General features: G+C 58.9%; 22 protein-coding genes. 8 read left to right on the plus strand and 14 right to left on the minus strand.

The genetic code is table 11. From position 1 onward, the window contains the following. Positions 1-21: 21 nt before the first annotated feature. Positions 22-1584 (minus strand): rhodanese-like domain-containing protein, encoded by a 1563-nt coding sequence (locus FQ320_RS09130; RefSeq protein ID WP_222861595.1) that lies wholly within the window; start codon positions 1582-1584, stop codon positions 22-24. 64 nt (positions 1585-1648) lie between these two features. Then, complete coding sequence (locus tag FQ320_RS09135; protein WP_148471449.1) at positions 1649-2221, minus strand: cysteine dioxygenase family protein; 573 nt, start codon at positions 2219-2221, stop codon at positions 1649-1651. A gap of 254 nt (positions 2222-2475) precedes the next feature. On the opposite strand from FQ320_RS09135, the gene fahA reads away from it, so the two are divergent. Beyond that, positions 2476-3792 (plus strand): fumarylacetoacetase, encoded by a 1317-nt coding sequence (gene fahA, locus FQ320_RS09140; protein ID WP_148471451.1) that lies wholly within the window; start codon positions 2476-2478, stop codon positions 3790-3792. Positions 3793-3799: 7 nt separating this feature from the next. On the opposite strand, the gene FQ320_RS09145 is transcribed toward fahA, so the two are convergent. Then, entirely contained in the window at positions 3800-4657 is an 858-nt protein-coding gene (locus FQ320_RS09145) for a LysR substrate-binding domain-containing protein (protein ID WP_148471453.1), read from the minus strand. 232 nt (positions 4658-4889) lie between these two features. Between FQ320_RS09145 and FQ320_RS09150 the strand changes: the two genes are divergently transcribed. The 5 genes from FQ320_RS09150 to FQ320_RS09170 all read left to right on the plus strand — a co-directional run bounded on the left by FQ320_RS09150 (position 4890) and on the right by FQ320_RS09170 (position 10599). Beyond that, positions 4890-6515: an ABC transporter substrate-binding protein gene (locus tag FQ320_RS09150; RefSeq protein ID WP_148471455.1), complete on the plus strand. Its 1626-nt coding sequence runs from the start codon at positions 4890-4892 to the stop codon at positions 6513-6515. A gap of 97 nt (positions 6516-6612) precedes the next feature. Further along, on the plus strand, positions 6613-7578 hold the full coding sequence (locus FQ320_RS09155) for an ABC transporter permease (protein WP_148471457.1): 966 nt from the start codon (positions 6613-6615) through the stop codon (positions 7576-7578). After that, positions 7575-8483: an ABC transporter permease gene (locus FQ320_RS09160; protein WP_222861596.1), complete on the plus strand. Its 909-nt coding sequence runs from the start codon at positions 7575-7577 to the stop codon at positions 8481-8483. Before FQ320_RS09155 ends, FQ320_RS09160 begins: the two co-directional genes overlap by 4 nt. Beyond that, entirely contained in the window at positions 8480-9550 is a 1071-nt protein-coding gene (locus FQ320_RS09165; protein WP_222861597.1) for an ABC transporter ATP-binding protein, read from the plus strand. The genes FQ320_RS09160 and FQ320_RS09165 overlap by 4 nt, the downstream gene beginning before the upstream one ends. Beyond that, a complete protein-coding gene (locus FQ320_RS09170) occupies positions 9547-10599 on the plus strand; it encodes an ABC transporter ATP-binding protein (protein WP_148471459.1) in 1053 nt (350 codons plus the stop codon). Before FQ320_RS09165 ends, FQ320_RS09170 begins: the two co-directional genes overlap by 4 nt. A 169-nt stretch (positions 10600-10768) precedes the next feature. Here FQ320_RS09170 and FQ320_RS25625 read toward each other — a convergent pair whose 3' ends face one another. The 8 genes from FQ320_RS25625 to FQ320_RS09205 form a co-directional block, all read right to left on the minus strand. Beyond that, positions 10769-10942 (minus strand): hypothetical protein, encoded by a 174-nt coding sequence (locus tag FQ320_RS25625; protein WP_187393841.1) that lies wholly within the window; start codon positions 10940-10942, stop codon positions 10769-10771. Positions 10943-11040: 98 nt separating this feature from the next. Then, on the minus strand, positions 11041-12300 hold the full coding sequence (locus FQ320_RS09175; RefSeq protein WP_148471461.1) for a D-amino acid dehydrogenase: 1260 nt from the start codon (positions 12298-12300) through the stop codon (positions 11041-11043). A gap of 260 nt (positions 12301-12560) precedes the next feature. Further along, positions 12561-13523 carry an ABC transporter ATP-binding protein gene (locus FQ320_RS09180; protein ID WP_148471463.1) on the minus strand — a complete coding sequence of 321 codons (963 nt, stop codon included), beginning with the start codon at positions 13521-13523 and terminating at the stop codon, positions 12561-12563. Further along, positions 13520-14497, minus strand: a complete 978-nt coding sequence (locus FQ320_RS09185) for an ABC transporter ATP-binding protein (RefSeq protein WP_148471465.1) — start codon at positions 14495-14497, stop codon at positions 13520-13522. Before FQ320_RS09185 ends, FQ320_RS09180 begins: the two co-directional genes overlap by 4 nt. Before the next feature lie 4 nt (positions 14498-14501). Then, positions 14502-15407, minus strand: coding sequence for an ABC transporter permease subunit (locus FQ320_RS09190; protein ID WP_148471467.1), 906 nt, complete (start codon positions 15405-15407; stop codon positions 14502-14504). Positions 15408-15479: 72 nt separating this feature from the next. Then, positions 15480-16487 carry an ABC transporter permease subunit gene (locus FQ320_RS09195; protein ID WP_148471469.1) on the minus strand — a complete coding sequence of 336 codons (1008 nt, stop codon included), beginning with the start codon at positions 16485-16487 and terminating at the stop codon, positions 15480-15482. Continuing rightward, positions 16481-17590 (minus strand): Xaa-Pro peptidase family protein, encoded by a 1110-nt coding sequence (locus FQ320_RS09200; RefSeq protein ID WP_148471471.1) that lies wholly within the window; start codon positions 17588-17590, stop codon positions 16481-16483. The genes FQ320_RS09195 and FQ320_RS09200 overlap by 7 nt, the downstream gene beginning before the upstream one ends. A 71-nt stretch (positions 17591-17661) precedes the next feature. Further along, positions 17662-19248: an ABC transporter substrate-binding protein gene (locus FQ320_RS09205; RefSeq protein WP_148471473.1), complete on the minus strand. Its 1587-nt coding sequence runs from the start codon at positions 19246-19248 to the stop codon at positions 17662-17664. A gap of 859 nt (positions 19249-20107) precedes the next feature. On the opposite strand from FQ320_RS09205, the gene FQ320_RS09210 reads away from it, so the two are divergent. Together FQ320_RS09210 and FQ320_RS26020 are read left to right on the plus strand one after the other, a co-directional pair. Then, positions 20108-23278, plus strand: a complete 3171-nt coding sequence (locus FQ320_RS09210; RefSeq protein WP_148471475.1) for a glycosyltransferase — start codon at positions 20108-20110, stop codon at positions 23276-23278. Between the two features lie 657 nt (positions 23279-23935). Next, positions 23936-24334, plus strand: a complete 399-nt coding sequence (locus FQ320_RS26020) for a hypothetical protein (protein ID WP_222861598.1) — start codon at positions 23936-23938, stop codon at positions 24332-24334. Positions 24335-24518: 184 nt separating this feature from the next. On the opposite strand, the gene FQ320_RS09220 is transcribed toward FQ320_RS26020, so the two are convergent. Genes FQ320_RS09220 through proC form a run of 3 tightly spaced genes read right to left on the minus strand, consistent with a single transcriptional unit; the run spans position 24519 to position 26613 of the window. Continuing rightward, positions 24519-25475, minus strand: a complete 957-nt coding sequence (locus FQ320_RS09220; RefSeq protein ID WP_148471479.1) for a D-glycerate dehydrogenase — start codon at positions 25473-25475, stop codon at positions 24519-24521. Next, on the minus strand, positions 25475-25807 hold the full coding sequence (locus FQ320_RS09225; RefSeq protein ID WP_148471481.1) for a tRNA-binding protein: 333 nt from the start codon (positions 25805-25807) through the stop codon (positions 25475-25477). The genes FQ320_RS09220 and FQ320_RS09225 overlap by 1 nt, the downstream gene beginning before the upstream one ends. Beyond that, complete coding sequence (gene proC / locus FQ320_RS09230; RefSeq protein ID WP_148471883.1) at positions 25804-26613, minus strand: pyrroline-5-carboxylate reductase; 810 nt, start codon at positions 26611-26613, stop codon at positions 25804-25806. The genes FQ320_RS09225 and proC overlap by 4 nt, the downstream gene beginning before the upstream one ends. Between the last annotated feature and the right edge of the window lie 70 nt (positions 26614-26683).

Consider the following 26683-nt stretch of genomic DNA (forward strand, 5'->3'; position numbering starts at 1 on the left):
TCAAACCGTGGGATCAGACACCTAAGGGCTTGAGGTGGCCGCGGCCGGACCGGTTTGGAATGTCTGCAACTCGTCCTCGTCCATCTGCGCAATCAGGCCGGTTTCCCACTCCAGATAGCGACGTGCAGACTCAAGAACGCCGCTGTGACGATCATGCACGAAAAAGAGGAAATCAATCATATCCGCATCTGTCGGCACGGAAGGTGTCGAGATGATATCCAGACCGGCAGACCGCCACTCGTCCGGGTCATGGGGCAGCAGAAGTGGCGCATCGATGCCCATTTCCACCAGATCAATTGCCGCGAGACGGGCCAGCGCCGGGTCAGATGAGGTCAGGATCACCGGACATGCAGTATCGATCCCTTGCTGTTTCAGTCTGGGGCGAATGGCCCACTTTGCCTGCGCAATATGCCCGTTTCTGAATTCATAGCCGGGGGAGAGGTCAAACAGTTGCGCACCATTCTTCAGGTGGGCGGCCAGTGCGGTTGCCGCGATAGCGGCAAAATCGCCGCCATTGTCCGACGCCCCGTCAGGATCGGCGCCTCTTTGCGAAAGATCGCTTTCGTCGGTGTCCAGAATATAGGCGTCGTGGCCCATTCTGCGAAGCCAGAAACAGGTGGTTGCCGCCCTCAATCCCAAGGGGTCACTCAGCACCACGCGGGCATTTCGGACGCCGATCCACAGATCTGTCGCCTGAACCAACTGTCCGCCGGGCGCATGGCAAGATCCCGGAACGTGCCCTGCGTTAAATTCCGCATCCGAGCGGGTGTCGAACAAATAGGTGGTGCGGGAGCGATCTTCGCGCCATTTCTTCAAAGTTGTTTGATCGATGACCGGCAGATCGTTGGCTTTGACAAATGCGGTGTATCGCGTCCGTGCCTGAACAAGCTCCTTCGGGCTCAGATCGGGCATTGGCGTGGCTGTCGCGCCATGATTCAGTTTGTGACCGGCCAACTGCCAGCCCTGGGTGCCATTCCTCAACGCGACGATGGGATTGCGAAATCCGAGGTTCAGCAGGGTCTGCGCGCCAATGATCGAGCGTGTCCGCCCGGCACAGTTGATGACGACGGGCATCAAGGGATCTTGCAACAAAGCGGGAAGGCGCAAGCCCAGTTCAGCGTTCGGTAATGAAACGGCGCCGGGAATGTTCATCTTTGCGTATTCGGCAGGGGTGCGGCCATCGAAAAGGGCAATCGGCTCGCCCTCGGTCAAGCGGCGTTGCAATTCATCGGCTGACATCGAAGGCGTGTCCATGTCATGTTCCACCAGCTCTCCAAAGGCCTTGGAGGGAACATTTACACCTTTGAACAACTGAAATCCCGCAGCGGCCCACGCCGGGGCTCCGCCTTCGAGAATCGAAACATCGCCATATCCAAGAGTTTGCAGCCGGCGGATGGCAAGCAATGCAATGCCATCGCCGTCATCCATCAGGACAACCCGTGCCGCCGGGTTCGGGACCAGTTCAGCCGCCTTTTTCTCGATCAGGCTGTACGGGCAATTTACCGAAAAAAACGGATGTCCTTCGCCGTATTGACCGTGTTCCCGGACGTCAAGAAAGGCAATTTCCCGGGCGTCCGAAAGCATTGTCTTAACGTCGAGGGCAGAAATCTGCCGAATGGGGGGAGGGATTACAGACAATGCAATTCGCTCAGCGTGTTTTGACGCCGATGTCCATCTGATGACAGGTTCCGGCCTCCAGATCGTACATGGTTCGGCCGGTCAGGGTTTCGAGGGGGCGGCCATACATATGCAGATGGCGGATCACCTCATCGCCTCGGATTTCGACCTGATGAATGTCTTCTGCCATCAGTGCGATACCTGAACCCGGCTCGATCGAAACCTCGCGGGTTTCCGTAAGCTTCGCACGGCCCGGTTCCGATCCGTCATCGTCGCGCTTGAAAACCTTATTGTGCTCAACCCCGACAACGGCAGCAACGCAGGCCCAGGTCGTGTGGTCATGGGGCGGGATCTTTTTGCCCGGCCGCATGACGTTCAGATACAGGGACAATCCTTGAGGGGAGTCCTGAGTGATCAGATAACGCACCTGCTTTTCGTCTTCGGCAGGGTCGGGAAAGTGCTCATCCGACCAAAGCGTGCTCTGCCCGGCCAATCCGATCAGCGCCTCTTTGACCTGTTCCAGACGGGAACGGTCAACGCCTGCTGCCAGAATTGAACGAACTTGTGTAAGCGTTGCCTCGACGGCCGCGTTCTGAGTGCTCATCTGGTCCTCCGGATCTGTTCGCTGAAGGCTACAATGCGACGGGCAGAGCTGACAAATTCAAACTTCTGGGGTTTGCATTAGGGGTACGGCGGGAATGGTTCGAACCTATTAACGGTGTTTTCCTTATGGATCATCAAAGGTTTCTAATTTTCCTTTCGCGGGCGGCGCTCCTACGTTTGACTTGCAATTCAGTGGGCGAGACGCAGCCGGACCGGCCACCAGAAGACAACCCGATGCCAAGGAGAGGTCACCCAATGTCTGGACTGAACGAAACCCATGATCCTGCCCTGCGTTCGTGGGTCGAAAGCGCGAATGGCGCGACCACGGATTTTCCGATCCAGAACCTGCCGTTCGGTGTGATCTCTCCAAACGGTGTTGAAGATGACCGGATCGCCGTTGCCATCGGTGATTCCGTCCTTGATCTGCGGGCCTGCTTCCGGGCCGGTCTTCTTGATGGGTTGGCCGGGGACAAGTCGCATGCGGTTTTCGAAGCGCGGACCCTGAACGGGCTGATGGCGCAACAGCCAGACGTCTGGTCGGCGCTGCGGCTATGTCTCAGCCGCGGGCTTCGCGAGGGGGCAACCCAGCAGGCGAGATTGTCGCCTCACTTGCTTGCGATGAATGACATCGCGTTGAAACTGCCTTCGCGTATCGGCGATTTCACGGATTTCTATTGTTCGATCGAACATGCCACCAACGGTGGAAAAATGTCTCGTCCTGACAATCCGCTGATGCCCAACTTTACCAGCCTGCCTGTCGGCTATAACGGGCGCGCCTCGTCCATCGTGGTGTCGGAGGTTGGCATTGTACGGCCACGCGGACAGTTTTCGAAGGATGGCAAAATCGTCTTTGGACCCACTGAAATGCTTGATTTTGAACTGGAGGTCGGAGCCTTTATCGGCGCCGGGAATCCACAGTTCCGCGCGATTCCGCTGTCCGAGGCGCCCGAGCATTTCTTCGGAATCTGCCTGCTGAATGACTGGTCTTCGCGGGATGTTCAGTCATGGGAGTATCAACCCCTTGGGCCGTTCCTGTCGAAAGGGTTTGCGACCACAATTTCTGGCTGGGTGATCACGCAAGAAGCACTCGCGCCGTTTCGGGTTCCGGCCCGGCCCCGTGACAAGGAACACGGCGAGGCGTTGGAGTATCTGCGCGACGCAAACAATGACGCCAGAGGTGGCTTGGGTTTGCGCCTTGAGGTGCGGCTGCACAGCGAAAACATGCGCCAGAATGCACAGCCGCCCGAGGTTATCACCGCGACCGGGTTTGACAGCATGTTCTGGACCATCCCGCAAATGATAACCCACCATTCATCCAATGGCTGCCCGATGCGTCCCGGTGATCTTTTGGGCAGTGGCACAGTCTCGCAATATGGGGAAAAGGCGCAGGGCTGCCTGTCGGAAATTACCTGGCGGGGGACGAACCCGATCCAGCTGGAGAACGGCGAAACACGGGCCTATTTGCTGGATGGCGACGAGGTTGTGATGACGGGCTATTGCACAGCGCCCGGTGCGCGGCGCATCGGATTGGGGGTTTGCAGCGGCAGAGTTCTGGCGAGCCTCCCGAAATAGGGCTCCTTCACTCTTCGCGCAAATGCTCGACGATCAGATCGAACATGTCACGGATGTGCGATGCGGGGTCGACGGCTGACCGATGGAGATAATAGTGCACATCGGGCAGCGGGGGCAGCCCGTCCTGTTCGGTCAGGATCGTGGTGTTGCCAAACAGGCGGCTTTTGATCCGCACGGTCACGCCGATCCCTGCGGCGACAGCCAGACGGATCCCTGCCAGCGACGGAGAGGTCACGCGTTCGCTATAAGAATGGCCGGACAGATCAAGTGCGCTCAGGGCGATCCGGCGGAACATGCTGGGTTCGTCTGACAGAACAAGAGGCAGCGGGCGGGACATATCCGCGACCCAGTTTTCCCGGGCAATCCAATGTACGGAACGCTTGATCAGGAAGGCACTGTGATAGGCGTCGGTCCGCCTTGTGCTCAGGGTCATATCCAACTGGCCGCTTTCCAGCATCTCCATCAGATCAGGGCTGCGGGCGACACGAATATCCAGCCTGACATTCGGCCATTTGCGTGCATAGGCCGAAATGACCGGCGGCAGAAGATCTTCGGCCACCTCCAACGGCGCGCCAAGCGTGATGAAATCGGCCTTGGCACCCTTGTTGGCAGCGGCGATTGCATGGTTGCAACGGGCGATGATCTCGCGGCTGTTTTGCAGCAACGACAGGCCTTCTTCGGTCAGTTCACGTTTGCGACCCCGCTTGCGAAACAAAGGCGACCCGACGACTTCTTCCAGGCTGTGCATTTGCTGGGTGATTGCCGATTGGGTCCGGCCCATATGATCGCCTGCGGCTGTGAACCCGCCCTTGTCCGCAATCGCGATCAACGTCCTCAGATGGTTGAGTTGCAGATTGTTGATCATGCCGCATTGCCCCTTTGTGCTCTGCTGGCGTCAGCGCCGGTCCCTCTTAACGGGATCGCTAATGTGTCGGCAACTATTATTAATTTTTCATCGAGTTTTGGATTGATACAGTCTCACCATCAGCCCGGCCCGACGCATTGCAGCGATTTGCACTTGAGCAATTTTGTGTTGCGCGTTGGCTGGGACCGAAAGGAAAGATCGCCGCGAAGGCAGCACCAAGGGAGGAATTGTCTTGAAATTTGCAATTAAAACAGTCGCAGCAGGGGCCATCGGTACGACCAGCCTGTTATGCGCGACCATGGCCATGTCTCAGGAAAAGCTGGGTGAAATCGTTCCCGAGCTGTCCTTGTCATACTATGCCGCCGACATGGGCCCGGTGTATGAGCAATCTGCACGGGTGCTGTCGCAGGAGTGGGCCAAACTGGGCCTGAAGTTCCAGATGCGCCCGATTCAGTTCAGCACCTTCGTGTCTGACATCATCGTTGGCGGCAAACTGGAAGATATGGCGGTGTTCAGTGTTGGCGCCGATCCGGATCGGATCGATCCGACGTTTTACCTGAACAACATCAGCGCCTGCGGTCAGCGCGCCAACGGATCAAGCTGGTGTGACGACGAATATACCAAGATGGCGGAAAAGCAGCTGACGCTGGTGGATTCCGATGAGCGCCTGAAAACCGTTCACGCGATGCAAGAGCGGTTCCAGTCGCAGATTCCGTGGTGGCCGGTCACGAACACGGTCTATGGCATTCTCTATAACAGCGACAAATGGGAAAACGTGACCAATCCGTCTCCTGTCGCCGCCCACGAAAATCTGGTTGACCCATGGCTGGCCGCGCGGCCGCTGACCGATGACCGTATTCTGGACTGGGCCTATCTGGAGGATGTCAGCACCTATAACCCGATGTCCGAAGAGGGCGCGACAGGCTGGATGCGGTTTGTCTATGATACCTTCGCCAAAATTGGTGCCGACGGTGAATCCCGCCCTTGGGCTGCGGAATCGTGGGAGTTTACCGATGACACCACGGTCAGGGTCAAACTGCGCGAAGATATGACCTTTCACGATGGCGAAGCGGTGAACGCGGATGACGCGGTTTTCACCATCAACAAGATCGTCGAGATCCAGCCGCCCACCATGTCGTCGCGGATCGGTAATATCGCCGGGGCGACCAAGATCGACGACTATACCTTCGAGTTCAATCTCAAAAAGCCCGACGCGACCTTTGAGACCATCGCCCTGACCTATCTCTTTATCCTGCCCGAACATCTGTGGGCGGATTACGAGGGCGATATGGCCAACCGCGATGTGATCGCCGACGGCGTGGCAATCGGCAGTGGCCCGTTCATGTTCAAGGAATGGCGTGTCAACGAGCTGCATGATCTGCGCACCCATACGTCGCATTTCGCCGCTCCGGCCTATGATGGCATTCGCCGTCTCGCCTTGGGACAGGCCGATGCGATCCGTGCAACCATGATGGACGGAACCGCCGATATCGCGACAACCGTGCTGCCCGTTGCCGCAATGAGCGATCTGGGAGCACAGGAAGATTTCCTCGACTTCATCGAGATTCCTTCCCACGGCACCATGATGACCTGGCTGAACAACAAGAAAGCGCCGTTCACCGATCTTGAATTCCGCCGTGCGCTCAAGACGGCCACTGCCCGCCAGCGTGCAGCGGTTGAAGGCTGGTTGGGCTTTGCTGTTCCCGCCGGAGAAGGCAACGTTCCGCGCCAGACGGGCAAATGGTACAACTCGGATCTTGAGCCGGTTGCCTTCGATGTCGATGCGGCCCGGAAGATCCTGGAAGATGCGGGTTACGGCTGGGACGACGATGGCCGGCTGCATTATCCGGTGAACTGATCTTAACTCAGTGAACTGATCTGCCACAATAATACCGGGTGCCGCATGATCTGAAAGCAGATCCTGCGGCGCCTTTCTCTCGCACAAGGATTTCACCATGCGTGCCTATATCTTGCGTCGGCTGCTACAGTCGATGCTGGTGGTTTTTGTGGTCACGACGATCATGTTTTTCATGTTCCGCGTCATGCCTGCCGATCCCACCACGATGTTTCTGGAAGGCGGCATGACCGAAGAGGCCCGACAGGTCCTGCTGGAAGAATGGGGCCTGAATGGCACGCTCTGGGAGCAATACGTCCGGTATATGGGCAATCTACTGACCGGCGATTTCGGGAATTCGTTCTTTTACCGCAAGCCCGCCTGGGATGTGCTTTGGCCGTTCATCATCAACACGCTTTGGATCGCTGTACCGGGTCTGTTGCTGGGGGCTGTGATCGGCTCGGGCTTGGGGATGATCGTTGGCTGGGCTCCGCGAGGCGGCAAGGTCGAGCGCAGCGGGATCCTGTTGGCGACGATCATTCGCGGCGCGCCCAGCTTTGTTGTCGGTATCATGTTGCTCGCGATTTTCTCGAGCTGGCTGAACTGGGTGCCGGGGTATGGCATGGGTGATCCGCAGGGCGCGACAGGGCTGATGCGTTATTTGAACTGGGATTTCGCGCATCATCTGATCCTGCCGCTCTGCGCCGTTATCATTTTCTTCATACCGGAAAACCTGCTGTTGATGCGCAGCGGCGTGGTCGAAGCCCGAACCGAGGATTACATCGAACTGGTCCGCGCCAAAGGCGTGTCGGAAGGGCGTGTCGCGTGGCATGCCGGGCGCAATTCGATGCTGCCGCTTATCACCTGGCTGTTTCCCGCCCTTGCCGAAACGATCGCGGGCATCGTGGTTGTCGAGATCGTGTTCAGCTGGCCCGGTGTGGGCCGTGAACTGGTGCTGGCCGTTGTCCGGCAGGATTACCCGGTGGCGCAGGCCGCGTTCTTTTTGATGTCGATCATGATTGTTCTGGCCAATCTGGCCGCCGATCTGACCTATTCCAAGCTTGACCCCAGAGTGGTTTACAAATGAGCCAATCCGAAATGTACCGTGCCCCGCGGGGGCTACGGTTTCTGGCCCCGATGCTGTCGACCTTTCGCCTTTTGCTTCGGGATCGTTTCGCTTTTTGGGGCCTGACCATCTTTGCGCTGTTCATTCTGGTTGCAATGATTGCCCCATGGATCGCGCCCTATGATCCTTTTGCGCCGATGATGACGGAAAGTGGGCGGTTGATACGCCTGGCACCCCCGTCTGCCGAACATTGGTTGGGAACGACCGCCTTTGGCAATGACGTCTTTTCACAGCTTGTCATGGGGTCGCGCGTTGCCCTGCGGGTCGGGTTGGTGGCGGCGATTGCAGTTGGCTTCATTTCGACGCTGGTCGGGGTGATCTCGGGATATTTCGGCGGCATCATCGACGACATCCTGATGCGGATGACCGATGTGGCACTCAGCATTCCGACGCTGCCTTTTGCAATCGTTGCCGTGGGCCTGCTTGGACCGAGCATCGATAACATCATTCTGGTGATCACCCTTCTGTTCTGGCGCAATGGGGCGCGGATCATTCGATCGGTCGTCCTGACCGAACGTGAGCGCGTGTTCGTTAAATGGGCCCGTGCTGCCGGCGCGTCCCATTTGCATATCATCCTCAGGCATATTCTGCCCAATATCCTGCGGGTCGTGTTCCTGTGGGTCACCATGTCGGTTGCCTTTGCCGTGCTTACCGAAGCCAGCCTGAGCTTTCTGGGCCTCGGCGATCCGTCGATCACCAGTTGGGGCCAGATGCTGAACACGGCATTCGCCAGCGGCGCGTTGCGGACCGCCTGGTGGTGGGTTGCCCCGCCATCGCTGATGCTGATTACCCTGATTTCCTCGCTCTACCTGATTGGCCGCGCCTATGAGGAACAGACAAACCCCCGATTGAGGGAACGCACATGAGCATGACCTTCGAAGCCCTCTGCACGTCATTGGAGAGCAAACCTCCGGTCCGGTTGCAGGTGCAGGATCTGAGCGTGACCTACAGCACGTCAAAAGGGCCGGTACGGGCGGTTTCCCAGATCAATTTCGATGTCGAACCGGGCACCAACTTTGGTCTGGTTGGCGAAAGCGGCTGTGGGAAAAGCACCGTCGTGAAATCGCTGATGCGGCTGTTGCCGGATTCGGCAAAGGTGGGCGGCAAGGTTCTTCTGGATGGCAAAGACGTGCTTGCCATGGACCGCAAAGCGCTGGCAGCCGTGCGCTGGACCCAGATTGCCTTGGTCACACAGAGCGCGATGAACTCGCTTGATCCGGTGTTCACGGTGGGGGATCAGATCGTGGAATCGATCCGCGCCCATGTGGACGTGTCCCATGCCGTCGCCTGGGCGCGGGCCGAACAGATGTTTGCGATGGTCGGGCTGCCGGCCGAACGTCTGAGAGAATATCCGCACCAGTTTTCGGGCGGGATGCGCCAGCGCGCGGTCATCGCGATGGCGTTCAGTCTCAATGCCGGCCTGCTGCTGGCTGACGAGCCGACGACGGCGCTGGACCCGATCATGCAGGATCAGATCATGTCGCGGATCCGCGATATTCAACAACGGCTTCACCGCTCAATGGTTCTGGTGACCCATGACATCGCCGTCGTTTCGGAAACCTGCGAGACTGTGGCGATCATGTATGCGGGGCGCATCGTCGAGATGGGCCCCACCCGCGATGTTCTGAACAAGGCTTATCATCCCTATACGATGGGGCTGCAAAACGCCTTTCCAAGGATCAGGGCCAAGGGAGAGAGCAAGCCGCCGCTGATTTCAATTTCGGGCGGGTTGCCGGATCTTCTGCATCCGCCCAAAGGCTGCCGGTTCGAGCCGCGCTGCCCATTTTCGACCGAGCGGTGCCGGGCCGAAGATCCTGAACTGCGCCCGGTCGGAACTGTCATGGCCGCCTGTCATCACATCGACCGCGCCGAAGAGTTTCGCCGTGCCGCCCTGAAGGCAGAAACATGGCGTGTCGAGGAGGACGTGCAATGAGTGTCGAAACCGGCGACACGGTGATCGAAGCGCGCGATCTCAAAACCCATTTCAAGGGCCACACCGGGCTGATCTCGGCTTTGCTTGGCGGTGAATCCGAGACGGTCCACGCGCTGGATGGTGTGGATCTGCACATTGCCAAGAAAGAGATCGTCGGCATCGTCGGCGAAAGCGGCTGTGGCAAATCCACCCTTGGCATGACGCTGGTCCGCATGCACGAGCCGACAAGCGGCAATATCCTGTTCAATGGGCAGGACATCACCCATCTGAGCGGCGGCAAGTTGAAATCATACCGCGGGGCCGCCCAGATCATCTTTCAGGACCCCTACAGTTCGCTTAATCCGCGACTGACGGTGGATCAGATCATCCGCGAACCGCTTGATATCCACCGCATCGGCACCTCGGCTGAAAAGACCGAGCGTGTGGCAGAGGTTCTGTCTCGGGTCCGCATGCCGCCCGAGACGTATTTGCACCGCTATCCATCCGATCTATCCGGCGGACAGCGTCAGCGTGTGGCAATCGCGCGGGCGCTGGTCTTGCGCCCCAAGCTGATCGTGGCGGATGAACCGGTGTCGATGCTGGACGTGTCGATTCAGGCCGGTGTGCTGGAGCTTTTGAATGTGCTGTCCAAAGAGCTTGATCTGGCGGTGTTGTATATCTCGCATGACATAGCGACCGTCGGATACATTTGTGACAGGGTGGCGGTGATGTATCTGGGGCGGGTGGTTGAAGAGGGCGGCAGTGACGATGTGATGCACACGCCGCTGCACCCCTATACGGAACGCCTGATGGCGGCGGTGCCCAGCGTTGATACATCGGTTCCGCGTCAGCGTGTGGAATTACAGGGCGAAGTGCCCTCTCCAACCGATATTCCCGCAGGGTGCCGGTTTGCCGGGCGCTGCCCGCTTGCGGCAGAGCTGTGCCATGCGGTCGAGCCCGAACTCTACGAACCACTGCCCAACCACAGGGTGCGATGCCATCTGTATCTCCCTGCGGACAATGACATCCCGGCCGATCTGGCGCGTCCGGAGTTTCCTGAAAACCGCTGAGGGAGTTGCCCCGACTGACCGGCGCGGCGGATGAATACCGGTTGAGCCAAAATCAAAAATACTGCCCTCGGCCTTTGGAATTGCACCGTAGGAGCGGCGCAGGTTCAGGCTCGGGGGCGAGAGATGGGCGGGGGCGTCAAATAGGTCAGTCAACCTTTGGTCGGGACGATCAGAGAAAGGTCCCCTGTCCCGTGCTGATCTCATAGACAGTGGCGGCTGATCGGATATTTCCCGACCCGTGCAGTTCGGACAGGATCGGGCCGTCCGACTCTGCGCGTGTGGCGTCGTTTTCGGCGTTCTGCGCGGTGGCGGCCACAAGCAGGTCGGCGGGACTGTCTGCCATGGCATCATAATCCGCCGGGCGGATGGCATTGACGAGCCATGGCCCGGGGGCACAGGCTGCGCCCCCGCCGGTATCACGCGACACCCGGGAGCGCAGGTTCAGCGCGCGTAACGCGCCGCGGTGAGCCCGTCGAGAGAGATTTCCGCCGTCTTGCCCATCACCACATCAGCCACCGCGCGACCCGAGCCGCAGGCCATCGTCCAGCCCAACGTCCCGTGACCGGTGTTGACGAAAAGATTGTCGTATTTCGTCGGCCCCAGAACGGGCGTGCCATCAGGGGTCATCGGGCGCAGACCGGTCCAGCCTTCGGCCTTGGAAATATCGCCGCCTTTGGGGAAAAGATCGCCAATCACATGTTTCACCGTGTCAGTGGCATGGGGGCCAAGGCGGTTTGAATAGCCTGCGATTTCAGCCTGTCCAGCGACACGGATGCGGTCGCCCAAACGGGTGATGGCGACCTTGTGGGTTTCGTCCATGATGGTAGATTGCGGAGCGAATGCGTCGTCGGTGACGGGGATCGTGACCGAATAGCCCTTGACCGGATAGACCGGCAGTTTGACCCCGATGGGGTTCAGCACGCGCACCGCATAGCCACCAAGCGCACAGACATAGGCATCGCCCGTGATGCGCCCGGCGACTTCGGTGTCGACGCCAACGATCTTGCCATCCTCGACAACGATCGATTTGACCGGCTGGCCGTATTGGAACCTGACCCCCATTTCGGCGCATTTTTCGGCCAGTGCGATTGTGAACATCCGGCAATCGCCGGTGCGGTCTGCGGTCAGACGCAATCCGCCGACAAATTTATTGCGCACCTCGGCCAGTGCCGGTTCAACGGCGATACAGGCGTCGCGGCCAAGGACTTCGTAGGGAGAGTCGTATTCGGCCAGAATGTCCTGATCGGCCTTTGACGCCTTCATCTGCTTGGCGGTGCGGAAAAGCTGCAGGGTGCCTTGGGCGCGACCGTCGTATTCGATGCCGGTTTCGGCGATCAATTCGGGCATCACATCCCGCGAATAGCTGGAGATTCGCACCATGCGGCCCTTGTTGATGCGATAGCTTTCCTCGTTACAGTTCTGCACCATCGACACGCACCATTTCCACATGGTCGGGCTGATCAGCGGCCAGATGAACAGCGGGCGGCGCTTCATGAACATCCATTTGACCGCCTTCCACGGGATTCCCGGTGCGGCCCATGGCGACGTCATGCCATAGCTCAACTGGCCCGCGTTGGCATAGCTGGTCTCCAGCCCCGGCCCGGTCTGACGGTCGATAACCACGACCTCGGCACCCTGTTTCGCAAGATAGTAAGCGGTGGTGACGCCGATGACGCCCGCACCCATTACGACAACTTTCATATCAGGTGCCTTTCAACTGTTTTCAGGGCAGTCTGGACAGTGCCGACTGGTCAATCAGGCGCGTCGTTCATACTTTGGACGGCAGCGATACAAACGGTTAACAGGGGGGCAGGGGGCAGACAATCCGGACACCGGATATTCCCCTGACTGGCCATATGGTTTGACCGTATCTGGACAGCACGTTCATTGACCGGTTTCCCGGGGCCGTTAAAGGGCTCCGGGATGGGGGCAGGGCTTGCGGCTGCAGCACAGGCGCAGCGTCATCCCTGATTTTCCGGGAAAAAGCACGCAGCAGAGTGGGGGCCGTCGCCCAGCAGCGGCAATTCGGCGCGGCATTTGTCCTGTGCTTTCCAGCAACGGGGCGCAAAGGCGCAGCCATCCGGCACCGCCAGAGGCGAGGGCAGTTCACCCTTGAGCTTGATCCGGTGCTTTTCGCTGGTCGGGTCCGCCTGCGGCGTGGCCGACAAAAGCGCCACGGTATAGGGATGTTGCGGCGCGGCAAACAATGCGTCTTTCGGACCCTTTTCAACCGCGCGCCCCAGATACATCACGATCACCTCGTCGGCGACGTGGCGCACGACGCTGAGGTCGTGACTGATGAACAGATAGGCCAGTTGCAGCCGCTCTTGCAGTTCCAGCAGCAGGTTCAGGATCGCGCTCTGAATCGAAAGGTCCAACGCCGAAACCGGTTCGTCCAGCACCAGCACCTTGGGGTCCAGCATCAGAGCCCGGGCGATGGCGATGCGCTGCCGCTGCCCGCCCGAGAACATATGTGGATACCGGTCGTAATGCTCGGGGCGCAGACCGACCAGATTGAGCATCTCGCGGGCTTTTGCCTCACGCTCGGGCTTGGACAGTTTGGTGTTGATCACCAGAGGTTCCATCAGGATCGTGCCGATGCGCTGACGCGGGTTCAGCGATCCGTAGGGGTCCTGAAACACGATCTGCACCGATTGACGCAGGTCGGCCCAGTCTTCACGCCGCACAGCTTTGCCGTTCAGTGTCAGCGTGCCTTCCGTCGGCTCTTCGATCATCGCGACCATACGGGCAAGGGTGGATTTGCCGCAGCCCGATTCACCTACAACGGCAAGCGTCTTGCCCGGCGTGACCTGAAAATCCAGCCCGGCCACGGCCTTCAGCGTATGGGATTTGCGCAGAAAGCCGCCGCTGACCTCGTAATGCCGCTGCAAGGCGGTGGCCCGCATCACCGGAACGTCGGTCATGATGCCATCCTTTCGTCAGAGTTGAGCGGGTAGAAACAGCGCGCATATCCCAGATCAGCCCCCAAAGGCGGCGGCGGAGTTGATTTGCATTTCGCGTCGGCAAATTTGCAGCGCGGCGAAAACAGACAGCCCTGCGGACGGTCGAACTGCCCGGGAACGACCCCCGGAATCGTCGGCAACATCCGTTCGGTCGCACGTTCCGGCAGGGCATCCAGCAAGGCGGCGGTATAGGGGTGGTGCGGTGTGGCAAACAGATTGCGCACCGGTTGTTCTTCGACCTTTTGGCCGGCGTATTGCACGCTGACCCGCTCGGCGGTTTCGGCAACGACACCCATGTCGTGGGTGATCAGCACAAGGCCCATTCCGGTTTCGTCGCGCAGGGATGCCAGCAGATCAAGGATTTGCGCCTGAATCGTCACGTCCAGCGCGGTCGTCGGTTCATCGGCAATCAACAGCTTGGGTTTGCAGGCGATGGCCATGGCGATCATCACACGCTGGTTCATGCCGCCCGACAACTGATGCGGAAAGGCCGACAGACGTTTTTCGGGGTCAGGGATGCCCACCTGCTCGAACAACTCAACGGCGCGGGCCTGCCGTTCGCGGCGACCCATGCGCAGGTGAAAGCGCAATGCCTCTTTGATCTGCCAACCCACGGTGAAACAGGGGTTCAGCGATGACATGGGCTCCTGAAAGATCATCGCCAGATCGTTGCCGATGATCCTGCGCCGCGCCCGATTGTCGATGTTCAACAGATCGTGCCCATCGAAGGTGATTTCATCGGCTGTGATCGTGGCGGTCCAGGGCAAAAGACCCATCACCGCCAGCATCGAGACGGATTTTCCCGACCCGCTTTCACCGACGATGGCCAGGATTTCGCCGGTGTCCACGTCCTGATCCACGGCGTCAACGGCCCGAAAGGCGCCCGAGGCTGTACCAAAATCGACACTGAGATTGCGGATGCGCATCAATGGCATGGGCTCAGCTCCGTTTCAGTTTCGGGTCGAGCGCGTCGCGCAGCCCGTCACCCATCAGGTTGATCGCCAGCACCGTGACGAGAATTGCGATACCGGGGAAAGTGACAACCCACCAGGCGCGCAGAATGAACTCACGCGCCTCGGCCAGCATGGTGCCCCATTCCGGCGTCGGTGGTTGCGCGCCCATTCCAAGGAACCCCAGCGCCGCTGCATCAAGGATCGCGGTCGAGAATGACAGCGCCGCCTGCACAATGATCGGGGCGAGGCAGTTGGGCAGCACAGTGACGAACATCAGACGGAAATATCCCGCACCGGCGACACGGGCCGAGGTGACATAATCTTTTTGCCTCTCCGACAGTACGCTGGCGCGAGTCAGGCGGACGTAATGGGGTTGCAGCACGATGGCGATGGCGATCATCGCATTGGTCAGCGACGGCCCCAGAACCGCGACCAGCACCAGCGCCAGCAGCAGCGACGGGAAAGCGAGGATGATATCCATCACCCGCATGATGATGCTGTCCAGCCACCGGGGCGCAAAGCCCGCGATCAGCCCGACAAGGATGCCCCCCGTTGCGGCGACGGTGACCACAACGATGCCGACAAAGAACGAAAACCGCGCACCGACAATCAGGCGTGACAGCATGTCCCGGCCAAGTGGATCGGTGCCAAGGATGTATTTCCAGCTGCCGCCATCCTGCCAGACGGGCGGCACCAAGGTGTCCGAGCGGAACTGTTCGGTCGCGCTGTGCGGCGCGACCCACGGTCCGAAAATCGCAAGGAACGCAAAGACGGCAAAGATCCACAGCCCGATGACGGCGCCGCGGTTCTCACGGAAATAGAACCAGAATTCACGCAAACGTCCGGGGCGTTCGTGAACCATCTCTGCTTCGGCGGAAAGCGCATCATCCATTCAGAGCGTGTCCTGTTCGATCGGTTTCGGGACGTCCGGTGCAGGGGACGTAATCAATTAAATGGGCCACGATCAACGTTTCCTGATCTTCGGATTGATGACGCCGTAAAGCATATCGACGGTCAGGTTCACCACCATGACCATGACCGCGATCAGCAGCAACCCACCCTGAACCACCGGATAGTCGCGGCGGAATATGCTGTCGACCATCCACTTGCCAATCCCCGGCCAGCTAAAGATCGTTTCGGTCAGAATCGCTCCGGCCAGCAGGGTACCAACCGACAGGCCGATCACGGTGATCACCGGGATCATCGCGTTGCGCAGGGCGTGAACCCCGTTGATCCGTCCCGGAGACATCCCCTTGGCGCGAGCGGTGCGGATGTAATCTTCGCCCAGTACTTCCAGCATGGCGGAACGAGTTTGGCGCGCGATGACCGCCAGCGGGATTGTGCCCAGAACGATGGTCGGCAACAGCAGGTGCTGCACCGCCGAAGAGAATGCGCCCTTCTGCCCCGAAGCCAGCGAGTCGATCAGCATGAAGCCCGTCGCGTCCGGAAAGTAATACATCAGGCTGATCCGCCCCGACACCGGCGTCCAGCCCAGATTGCCGGAAAACACGATGATCAGCAGCAGCGCCCACCAGAAGATCGGCATGGAATATCCCACGAGTGCTGTCGACATCAGCGCGCGGTCGAAAAATTTACCCCGGTTCACGGCCGCGATCACCCCCGCAGGCAGGCCCAACACCACGGCAAAGATCATCGCACAGGTCGACAGTTCCAGCGTGGCGGGAAACAGGGCAAAGAACTCGTCCCAGACCGGGCGTTTGGTCACAAATGATGTGCCCAGATCGCCTTGCAGCACGCCGGTCAGATACTCCCAGAACTGGATATAGATCGGTCGGTCAAAGCCGAATTGCGCCGACAGTTCGGCGTAGCGTTCATCGCTCAATCCCCGCTCGCCCGCCATAACGACGATGGGGTCGCCCGGTAATGCACGGATAAAGCTGAACGATATCAGGGTCACGCCGATGAACGTGGGAATGAAAGTCAGCAGGCGGCTGAGGATATAGTTCAGCATGGCAACACCGTCAGGTCTTTGGGGAAATGTGTCAACGTTTCATATCCGTCTTCGGTGACCAGAACATCGTCCTCGATCCTGACGCCGAAATTGCCGATCTCGTAGAGGCCCGGTTCATTGGTATAGACCGTGCCAGCCGGCAGGATCATGTGGTTGCCCCGCATGATATAGGGTGCCTCGTGCACCTCGCGGCCCAGACCGTGACCGGTCTTGGTGCGGATACGATCGGCGAAGGGCGATGCCTCAAGCACCGACGTTGCCGCGTCGTCAATTTCATGGGCGGTGACGCCCGCGCGGGTCACGGCCAATCCGGCCAGATTGGCGCGCAACACGGTGTCATAGACCGCGCGGCCCTCGTCGGTGACATGATCCAGAAATACTGTGCGGGTGATATCCGAGCAAAACCCATCCTTGCGCGCGCCATAGTCGATCAGCAGGGCATCGCCCGCTTTCACGTTGTAATCCTGCCGCGCCTTGGCGTGGGGCCGGGCCGATCCGTCACCCGCCGCCACGATGGGGTCAAAGGCCAGATCGTCGGCGCCTTCTTCGAACAGCATCTGGACCAGCATCTGTTCGATCTGCTTTTCACTCTGGCCCAGTTTCACACTGGCCAATGTGCGCGACAGGGCGCGTTCGGACAGATCGATGGCCGCCTGCATCGCGGCAATATCGGCTTTGGTCTTGATCATCCGCAGCGCGGAAATCTCGCGCTCGGCGTCGATGATCGTCAGGTCGGGTTGCGCGGTTTTCAGGGCGTGATGCACGAAAACGCGCATGACCTGCCCCTCAACAGCGAGCGATGAAATCGACAGGTGCTTTGTCAGCCCGGCAAAGGCGGCGTTGTAACCATCCTGATCGCGCCAGTCGAAGACCGCACCGTCAAAGCCGACCAGATCCCAACTGCCAAGCTCAAGATTGGGCACCAGCGCGGCGGCAGGGCCATGGGCGGGAATAACCAGCAGGAAAGGCCGCTCGTGGCTAGAAAAACTGTGTTGTACTGCGCGCATAAAATTCGGCCCCGGCACCAGCGCCACGGCGTCCACATCCAGGTCGGACGCAACGGAGGCGTAGGGTGCAAGGCGGTAGGCAAGGGATGTGGCCAAGGGACAATTCCGTCAAATTGGAAAAAAGGGGGCGGCACATACCGCGCCGCCCCCCCCGGATAACATGGAGATTACTTCAGGCCGACCTGATTGAAGATATGCCCGCCCAGCGGATGCACGACATAGCCGTCAACTTCGGGACGCATGGTCATGAAGACGACCGAATGCGCGATGGTGGCCCAGGGTGCCTGATCCTTGAAGATGACCTGCGCCTCTTCATACAGTTTCGCACGTGCGGACTGATCGGACAGAACCTTGGCTTCCTTCAGCTTGGCGTCGAACTCTTCGTTGCACCACTGTGCGCGGTTGGCGGCACCGACGCCGTCACAGCCCAGCAGCACGGCAAGGAAGTTGTCGGGATCGCCGTTGTCGCCGGTCCAACCCAGCAGAACCGCACCATCACGGTCCTTGTCCTTGGAGCGTTCCAGATACTCGCCCCATTCATAGGACACGATTTCAACATTGACGCCGATCTTGGACATGTCGTCCTGCATCAGTTCGGCCATGCGACGTGCGTTGGGGTTATAGGGACGCTGCACCGGCATCGCCCAGATCTTCATCGACAGATCCGTGACGCCTTCGGCTTCCAGCATCGCCTTGGCCGCTTCGGGATCGTAGTTGTCGTCCTCGATTGCGTCGTTATAGGACCACATGGTCGGCGGGATCGGGTTCTTGGCAATCTGGCCCGAGCCCTGGAACACCACGTCGATGATCGACTGCTTGTCGATCGCCATGTTCAGCGCCTTGCGGACCTTCGGATTGTCGAAGGGCGGCTGCAGAGCGTTATAGGCCAGGTAACCGACGTTCAGGCCTTCCTGCTCCATCACGACGATGCTCTCGTCGTCTTTCATCGCCTGCACGTCGGCAGGGTTCGGGTAAGCCATGACGTGGCATTCGCCCGCCTGCACCTTTTGGTAACGCACCGAAGCGTCCGGCGTGATCGCAAAGATCAGGCTTTCGACGCGGGCCTTGTCGCCATAGTACTCATCATTGCGCAGATAGCGGATGACGGCGTCTTTCTGATAGGCTTGGAAGGTGAAGGGGCCAGTGCCGATGGGCGCCTGGTTCAGCATCTCGGGTGTGCCGGCCTCCATCATCGCGTCGGCGTATTCCTTCGACATGATCGAGGCGAAATCCATCGCCATGTTGGCAAGGAACGGTGCTTCGGGCCGGGTCAGGTGGAAGACAATGGTATAATCGTCGACCTTTTCGATGCTTTCGACCAGATCGGGCATCGACATGCTGGCGAAATATTCAAAGGTGCCGCCGGAAACCGAGTTGTACGGGTTTTCGGCGTTGCCCTGACGATCAAACGTAAAGATCACATCATCCGCATTAAAGTCGCGCGTCGGTGTGAACTGGTCATTGCTGTGGAACTTGACGCCCTCACGCAGCTTGAAAGTGACGGTCATGCCGTCTTCGCTGACGTCCCAGCTTTCGGCCAGACCGGGCAGCACTTCGGTGGTGCCGACCTTGAATTCGGTCAGGTGGTCATAGAGCGGGTGGCTGGACGCATCAAACGTCGTGCCCGAGGTATAGAGCGCGGGATCGAACCCTTCGGGCGATCCTTCCGAACAATAGACAAGCGACTGCGCCGATGCCGAGACCCCAAACGTGGTCATCAGCAGGCCGGCGGCCAAGGTGTGTTTCAACGACATTCATTTCTCTCCGTTGTTGCAGGTCGAATGTTGCAGCAGCAAGTCCGACCCCATTCTGCCCCTGTCGTCAAGGCCGTATAACCCCGCGTTCAGGAAGCCCTTTCAGGGATGCTCGGTACTCGCGGAATGCACCGTTTGATTTGGAGTGTTGTCAGCCCATCCCGCGTGTCCGGGCAGGTTGCTCTGTCCGGTATGTGGAATACTACAGGGTCTTATCAAAGAAGCACTCCGAAATTACAGGTTTCAACCTGTTTTCCCGGGTTATGAGCGACTGATTGGTTTCACTTGCGCACAGCAAGAAGGTTTGCCCGGCCGTTGGCCCTGTTCCTGGCAGAAACTATCGCACGATCGAACCGTGGGGTGGCCCTGATCGCCGGATGAATTTGCACCGGGGCCGTCTTGACGACGTTACGTCGCATCGCCAGTTCGGCAAAGCGCCACCATGGCGAGTTGGCAACTTCGCGCGCGGCCTTGGGCCAACCAATGGCCTCACGCCTTACGATAACAGCTGAAAGCACTGAATTTTAAGGCCGGACCGGCCCCGCTTTGATCCGATCTTGGGGATGACCCAATCATACAGTCGGCGCGCGACTTTCAGCCAGTGCTGTCCCTCGCACATTGAATGCCGCCTGATGCGCCGGTATTGGGACAGGCTATGGAGCGCCACGATCTTGCTCAGACCTTGGGAGAGTGTTCGCGATAGGGGAAGTTTTGGCGGCCTCTAAGGGCCTTCGGAGCCTCTGAGCGGTTCCGAGTTCACCATTGCCCGCTGATAAATAATAAACAAGAGTGCATCCAAGCCCAGAATTTCGGTCCCATTGGTTCGGCGGCCGTAGCTTTAGTCCGGAGATTTCCGTTAATGACAGTCGTTCTTCCCAAAGATGCGTTTCAAGCCAGAATTTGTGCCGGAAACGTTTTTGTCCGTACCGCCAGCTCGGTTGCTGTGGCGGACCTGATGCTGCGAACCGGGGAATTCCGGACTGGCTTTACGCAGATGACAGATGCCGAAACGCTAAGGGCGGGGATCAGCAGCGAAATCCAATTGCCGCTGGTCAAGGAGCCTCTTGTGAAGGCCATGCGGGGTAAATGTAAAGTTCATCTGAACAAGATGGAAGGTTGGGCACTTGAGGGGGGTCAGACTTTGCAGGTCGAGGTGTCCGATCCCTCCGAGCCGTTTTTGGTTGACCTGACCAAGGCGTTCGAACTTCCGGCGACCAACGTCAAAAAGGTGTTTCGCGTCCTTCTGGCCGCCCACCGCGCAAGCGGTGTTTTCGTCCTGAACTTAACCAATCCCGCTGACGGGACGAAACGCTCGTTCAAGCAGAATTTCAATGTCAATAAACGCGGCGGAAAAGTTTCCGAGAAATATGAGAATGTCGAAATAGCTCTGCCGAGCCTGACCATGGATACGGTGTTGACCATGAGCGTGCAGTTTGAGCAGGCGCTCAGTGCCGAGGACTCACCTTGGTTCTTTATCGCTCAGCCGGTTCTGGCCGATGAAAAGCAAATGACCACCTCGGTGCCGATGCTGGAGTTCACTGCTGCAGATGCAGGCATGGCCGAGGCCGGGCAGTGGAGTCAGGCGGCTTTGCCAAATCTGTTGGAACCGTCCGAGGAACTCTCGCTTGATCTGGCAGGGATCACGACCGTGCTCGTTCCTGCGACCGACGCAACTGTCTCTCTTGTTCAGGACTGGGGGCATACGATCCAGCTGCGCGCTTCGGTTGACGGTGTATACAAGATCCATATCTCAAATGCCGACCCCATGATCGTGCATCTGAACGAAACCCCCACCACGATCACCTTTCCCAGCCCTTGCCTCGATGGTGGCGCACATCTTCTTCAGGTGACGGATTCGGGAGATTGCAGGCTTTTCTATAAAAACTATTTCCTGATTCCGCGTATCCTGACTCCCATTGAAGTCCTGCAAGAAGAAAGCTCGCCGCCCTTCCCAAGTGCGCTGATGAGCCAGGCCGCGCATCGTTATGACAGCCTCAGGGCCCAAATGGCGTGCAACACGCGATCAAGTGAAGATTTTGCACAGATTGCCTGGGCGCTTTCGATCCTCGAAGGTGGGTTCGGCAATGTTAAGTTAAAGCCGCTGCGATTCCCCGAAGTTGCGGTGCCCGATGTCAGTATCGTTATCCCTGCCCACAACAAGATCGAAGTTACCTATCTTGGGCTGTGCAGCCTGCTGATGGCCTATAACACCGCCAGCTTCGAGGTGATCCTGGTCGACGATGCATCCACGGACGAAACCGCCGAGTTGGAGAACCTGGTGGAAGGGATCACTGTGATTCACAACACGCAGGCTCAGCGGTTCATCCGGGCCTGCAACGCAGGTGCGGCCAAAGCGCGTGGTAAATACGTCGTGTTGCTGAACAACGATGTGGAAGTGACCACAGGCTGGCTTGATGAGTTGATCGCCGCCTTTGAGCGGTTCCCGAATGTCGGCTTGGCCGGGGCAAAGTTGCTTTACCCCAACGGGCAATTGCAAGAGGCCGGCGGGATCATATGGGGCACTGGCAACCCGTGGAACTATGGCAACCGGCAAAACCCCTGGGAGCCGCGGTTTTCATATGCCCGACAGGCGGACTATCTGTCGGGTGCTGCCATGATGACCACACGCGACATCTGGAACGAGGTGGGGGGCCTGTCCTCTTATCTGGAGCCGATGTATTTTGAGGACACGGATTTTGCCTTCAAGGTCCGCGATGCCGGATACAGCACATGGTGCATTCCGAGTTCGGTCGTCTATCACTACGAAGGCATGACAAGCGGCACCGACACGTCATCCGGCTTCAAACAGTTTCAAGAGGTTAACCGGCCAAAATTCAAGCGCCGCTGGTCCAAGGCATTCGCAAACTTCAGCCCCGATGGCCAGAATCCGGACTTTGAGAAAGACCGCGGTATCGTCGGGCGGGTGCTGTTCATTGATCACGAGATGCCCCGTCCAGACCGTGACGCTGGCAGCTATGCTGCAATCAAGGAGATCGAACTGGTTCAATCCCTTGGCTATAAGGTGACATTCCTGCCTCGCAATCTGGCACATATGGGGCGCTATACTGATGACCTGCAACGCATGGGCGTTGAAGTGATCTATGCGCCGTTCTTTCTGTCGGTCGGGAGTTATCTTGAGAAGTACGGCAAAGATTTTGATGCTGTCTATATCACGCGCTATTATGTGGCCGATGACCTGCTGAGCAACATCCGTGAAAATGCGCCCCATGCCAAAGTTCTTTTCAACAACGCCGATCTGCATTTCCTGCGGGAATTGCGCACCGGACTTGCTGCCGGAGACGCAAATCAGGTGGCCGAAGCCGGCCGGACCCGCGAAATGGAATTGAATGTGATGCGGCGCGTCGATGTCGTGTTATCCTATAATGACGTAGAGCATTCCGTCATTACCTCGCATATCGATGGGGCGGTGCCGGTCGTCAAATGCCCCTGGGTGGTCGAACTGTCGGACAACCCACCCCCCTTGGCCGAGCGGAGTGGAATTTCATTCCTTGGCAGTTTCAGGCATCACCCGAATGGCGACGGAGTGAAATGGTTTGTGAATTCTGTAATGCCACTGGTGAAATCCGCCCATCCTGATCTGAGCCTCACGATCTATGGGTCCGGCATGGGCGACGATATCAAGTCATTGGCCGCAAGCAACATTCATCCCGAGGGGTTCATCGAGGATATTGCCGATGCTTACGACCGGTTCCGCATCTTCGCGGCGCCGCTGCTGTCGGGCGCGGGCATCAAGGGCAAAGTTCTGTCTGCACTGGCGCACGGCATTCCTTGTGTCCTGACACCGGTCGCCGCCGAAGGCGTGGGCCTTCGCCACGGTCACGACTGTTTCATCGTCAAAAGCCCCAAGGACTGGGCCGAGGCGATCGGGCAACTGCAAACCGACGACGCGTTGTGGCAGAGAATGTCGGACAACGCGCGTGCCTATGTCGCCGACGCGTTTTCCTTCGAGAAGGGGCGTGAAATGATGCGTGAGGCATTCGAAACCGTTGATTTGTATCAATCGAATTAGGTGGATGGACGTCGCGGCGCTCCCACAGGGTCGCCTGCGGGCAAAAGTTCTGCCAAAGGACACTCAAAGATAAAGTGTCGTGATGCGGATTTGCGCCCCTACAAACAGCACAGGGCGGTAAGGCGCCCTTGCAACACATGGCAAACCGGAACAAACTCGGGTCGGGACTGCTCACGAAACGCCATAACCCTGCCGGGATGCAATGGAGATATGTAGGAAGCGCTTTCATTCGAGACGGGTGAGGTACGGTGCAGAAGGCCGCGAAGTTTCAGGGTCTTGCCGATCTCACGAGTACGATGAATTCAACGCCACCCAATCCTGCGAATTGGAGAAAAGACTTTGCGGACTGTAATACTTCACTATCATCTGTTCAAAAATGCAGGGACGTCTTTAGATAGAATTCTCCAGAAATTCTTTGGAAATGCTTGGGTCACGCGCGAATTTTCGGGACCGGGTGCCAATACGGATCTGGTTGAAGATTGGATCAAAGAAACACCCGACGCCCGTGTCTATTCATCCCATACAATGACCGGGAAAATGCCAGAGGTTGAAGGGGTGCGCATCATTCCGGTTATATTTCTGCGCGATCCATTGGCCCGGATCCGTTCGGCCTATAAGTTTGAGCAGCAACAGGATTCCGACGGTATGGGGGCCCGGTTGGCAAAGGAAACCGACTTCAATGGCTATGTCCGTGCGCGTCTTGACCACAAGAGCGACCGGCAGTGCCGCAATTTTCATGTCTCCCGGCTGGCAAACCTGAAGCCCGGATCAGAAAGCGAACTTGAGCGTGCCAAACAGATGGCCGAGTTTTTCCGGTCCCATGGGGTATTGGGGTTTGTGGAGAGCTTTGACGCATCCGTTGCGGAGCTGGCCAAAAAAATCGAGCCTGAATGGCCGGATTTCACCTGGAAAAGCACGCGCAGCAACACGTCTGATAAGCGAGCCGAAATCACAGAGCATGCCGACCTGACCGCCCTGCTTGAAGAAGCGAACGCCGAGGATATGGACCTTTTGAAGTGGGCAATGCATCCGGACCGGACGGCCCGCGCATTGTGATCCATTCTGTTGGTTCGGTTGCATAGGTCGTCTTTGGAGCCGGGGTTTCCTTTCCCTCAACCGAATTGGCCTACGACGTCACTGACGCACACTCCGCGCGCGGTGTGGGGGTCCAGATCGGCACCACATCACCGCGATCGTCCGCTTTCGTGCGAGCAAGTCTGCCGCACGAAATGCGGGACGATCAGGGCAAAACCGGGTTGGGCAGAGGGGTTCCGTCGAAAAACGCCGTCAGATTGTCCAGCGCCATCATGCCCATGGCCGTGCGAACCTCTTCGGTCGCGGTTCCGAGATGGGGCAGGAGGGTGACGTTTTCCATCGCCTTCAAAGCCTCGGGCACCTTCGGTTCGAATTCATAGACGTCCAAGCCCGCTCCTGCGATTTCACCCGCCTGAAGGGCTGCGATCAGCGCAGATTCATCCACCACATCACCTCGGGCAATGTTGACGAAAACCGCCGTGGATTTCATCGCGGCAAACACCTCGGCGCCAAACAGATGGTGTGTGTCGGGCGTTGCCGGAACCGCAGAAATCAGCACGTCGGCCATGCCTGCCAATTCATGCAGCCCCGCAATCTGACGCGCCGGGACCCCCGGATCGGCGATGGGCGAGCGATTGACGAAAGCGATGTCCATCCCGAAGCCGAAGTGACAGCGCCGCGCGATCGCCTTGCCAATTCGCCCCATACCGACGATCCCGGCCACCTTACCGCTGACCTGCTGACCCAAAAGCTGGGTCGGATGCCAACCTTGCCAATCGCCGGCACGCAACATACGCTCGCCCTCTCCTGCGCGGCGACAGGTCATCAGCATCAGCGTCATGGCGATATCGGCGGTCGCATCCGTGACCGCGCCGGGCGTATTCGACACCGCGATTCCCGCCGCCTGAGCCGCCGCCACGTCAATATGATTGTACCCGACGCCGAAATTCGCCAGCAGTCGGCAACGCAATGCGCCGTTGAATGCCTCGGCAGATAATCCATCGCCCAGCGTTGGCAAAATGACGTCATATTGCGCCATCGCCGCCGCCATTTCGCCGGCGCTCATCGGGGTTGTATCGTCGCGTAGAGTCACGTCGAACTGCGCGCGCGCGGCATCCAGCACGGTATCGGGCAGGCGGCGAGTGATCAGCAGTGTTGGCATCAGAACATCCTCCCGCCAAGCGGAACATCCATGTCGGGGCGCAGCAGCACAACTTCGCCCGTTTCATCGGGGGTGCCGAGAACCAGAACTTCGGACATCACCGGGCCGATCTGACGGGGCGGAAAGTTGACCACGGCCAGCACCTGCCGCCCGATCAGCGCCTCGGGTGCATAGTGTTTGGTGATTTGCGCACTGGTCTTCTTTTCGCCAATCTCGTCTCCGAAATTGACCCAGAGCCGCAACGCAGGTTTTCGGGCTTCGGGGAAAGTTTCAGCGCGGGTGATCACACCGACGCGGATATCGACTTTTTGAAAATCGTCAAAGGTAATCATTGGCCCAACTCCCGGCTGCGATTTGCGGCGGCGGCGACCGCACGTTTCATCAGGGCAGGAAATCCGGTGTCGACGTCCATCAGCACCGCAAGGGCTGCTGCTGTGGTGCCGCCGGGCGACGTGACGTTGACGCGCAACTGCCCCGGATCTTCGTTCGCGCGTTCGGCAAGTTCGCCGGCGCCGCCCACCGTCGCCTTGGCCAGCGCCAGCGCCAGATCCTTGGGCAAGCCCTCGTTTACGCCAGCCGCCGCCAGCGTTTCGATCAGGTGAAACACATAGGCCGGGCCGGAACCGGAAACCGCCGTCACCGCATCCATCTGCGATTCAGACTCCAGCCGCACGGTCTGACCCACGGCTTGCAACAAGGCCTCGGCCAGATCCATGGCGGCGCCACCCGGGCGATTGGGGACAAGCGCGGTGATCCCCCGACCAACTGCGGCGGGGGTGTTGGGCATGGCGCGTACAATCGGCGTATCCGCGCCCAAAACCCTTTCGTAAAATGCGATTGGCGTGCCCGCCGCGACCGAAAGGAACACCGTTTCGCCGTTGCCCATGGCCGAGAGGGTCGGCAATGTCTGTTCCATCATCTGCGGCTTGACGGCAATCAGAACGAGAGCGGGTGTCTTTGGCAGGTCGGTGTTCAGGTGCACCCCTTGCGCGATCAGCCAGTCGGACGGATACGGATCAATCACCCAGACCGATGTCGCAGGCAATCCGCCCGCCAGCCAGCCCTGCAGCATCGCCGAACCCATTTTTCCGCAACCCAAAAGCACCAGCCCCCGGTCGCGCACCATGTCCATATCCATCGCCATTTTTTCAGCCCCCTGATCAATCGGCGCAACCCTAGCCGCGTCGCAGTCAAGGTAAAGGGCAATC

It is taken from the genome of Oceaniovalibus sp. ACAM 378, from assembly GCF_008085915.1.
Taxonomy (GTDB): domain Bacteria; phylum Pseudomonadota; class Alphaproteobacteria; order Rhodobacterales; family Rhodobacteraceae; genus Oceaniglobus.

What these genes read in the sequence shown, in the direction of transcription:
- FQ320_RS09160 (WP_222861596.1), top strand. Translation starts at nt 7,575, where the DNA reads ATGAGCCAATCCGAAATGTACCGTGCCCCGCGGGGGCTACGGTTTCTG.
- FQ320_RS25625 (WP_187393841.1), bottom strand. Translation starts at nt 10,942, where the DNA reads ATGGCAGACAGTCCCGCCGACCTGCTTGTGGCCGCCACCGCGCAGAAC.
- proC (WP_148471883.1), bottom strand. Translation starts at nt 26,613, where the DNA reads ATGGATATGGACATGGTGCGCGACCGGGGGCTGGTGCTTTTGGGTTGC.
- FQ320_RS09145 (WP_148471453.1), bottom strand. Translation starts at nt 4,657, where the DNA reads ATGATCAACAATCTGCAACTCAACCATCTGAGGACGTTGATCGCGATT.
- FQ320_RS09210 (WP_148471475.1), top strand. Translation starts at nt 20,108, where the DNA reads ATGACAGTCGTTCTTCCCAAAGATGCGTTTCAAGCCAGAATTTGTGCC.
- fahA (WP_148471451.1), top strand. Translation starts at nt 2,476, where the DNA reads ATGTCTGGACTGAACGAAACCCATGATCCTGCCCTGCGTTCGTGGGTC.
- FQ320_RS09195 (WP_148471469.1), bottom strand. Translation starts at nt 16,487, where the DNA reads ATGCTGAACTATATCCTCAGCCGCCTGCTGACTTTCATTCCCACGTTC.
- FQ320_RS09170 (WP_148471459.1), top strand. Translation starts at nt 9,547, where the DNA reads ATGAGTGTCGAAACCGGCGACACGGTGATCGAAGCGCGCGATCTCAAA.
- FQ320_RS09220 (WP_148471479.1), bottom strand. Translation starts at nt 25,475, where the DNA reads ATGCCAACACTGCTGATCACTCGCCGCCTGCCCGATACCGTGCTGGAT.
- FQ320_RS09130 (WP_222861595.1), bottom strand. Translation starts at nt 1,584, where the DNA reads ATGCTTTCGGACGCCCGGGAAATTGCCTTTCTTGACGTCCGGGAACAC.
- FQ320_RS09180 (WP_148471463.1), bottom strand. Translation starts at nt 13,523, where the DNA reads ATGACCGACGTTCCGGTGATGCGGGCCACCGCCTTGCAGCGGCATTAC.
- FQ320_RS09225 (WP_148471481.1), bottom strand. Translation starts at nt 25,807, where the DNA reads ATGATTACCTTTGACGATTTTCAAAAAGTCGATATCCGCGTCGGTGTG.
- FQ320_RS09135 (WP_148471449.1), bottom strand. Translation starts at nt 2,221, where the DNA reads ATGAGCACTCAGAACGCGGCCGTCGAGGCAACGCTTACACAAGTTCGT.
- FQ320_RS09205 (WP_148471473.1), bottom strand. Translation starts at nt 19,248, where the DNA reads ATGTCGTTGAAACACACCTTGGCCGCCGGCCTGCTGATGACCACGTTT.
- FQ320_RS09185 (WP_148471465.1), bottom strand. Translation starts at nt 14,497, where the DNA reads ATGCCATTGATGCGCATCCGCAATCTCAGTGTCGATTTTGGTACAGCC.
- FQ320_RS09165 (WP_222861597.1), top strand. Translation starts at nt 8,480, where the DNA reads ATGAGCATGACCTTCGAAGCCCTCTGCACGTCATTGGAGAGCAAACCT.
- FQ320_RS09175 (WP_148471461.1), bottom strand. Translation starts at nt 12,300, where the DNA reads ATGAAAGTTGTCGTAATGGGTGCGGGCGTCATCGGCGTCACCACCGCT.
- FQ320_RS09190 (WP_148471467.1), bottom strand. Translation starts at nt 15,407, where the DNA reads ATGGATGATGCGCTTTCCGCCGAAGCAGAGATGGTTCACGAACGCCCC.
- FQ320_RS09155 (WP_148471457.1), top strand. Translation starts at nt 6,613, where the DNA reads ATGCGTGCCTATATCTTGCGTCGGCTGCTACAGTCGATGCTGGTGGTT.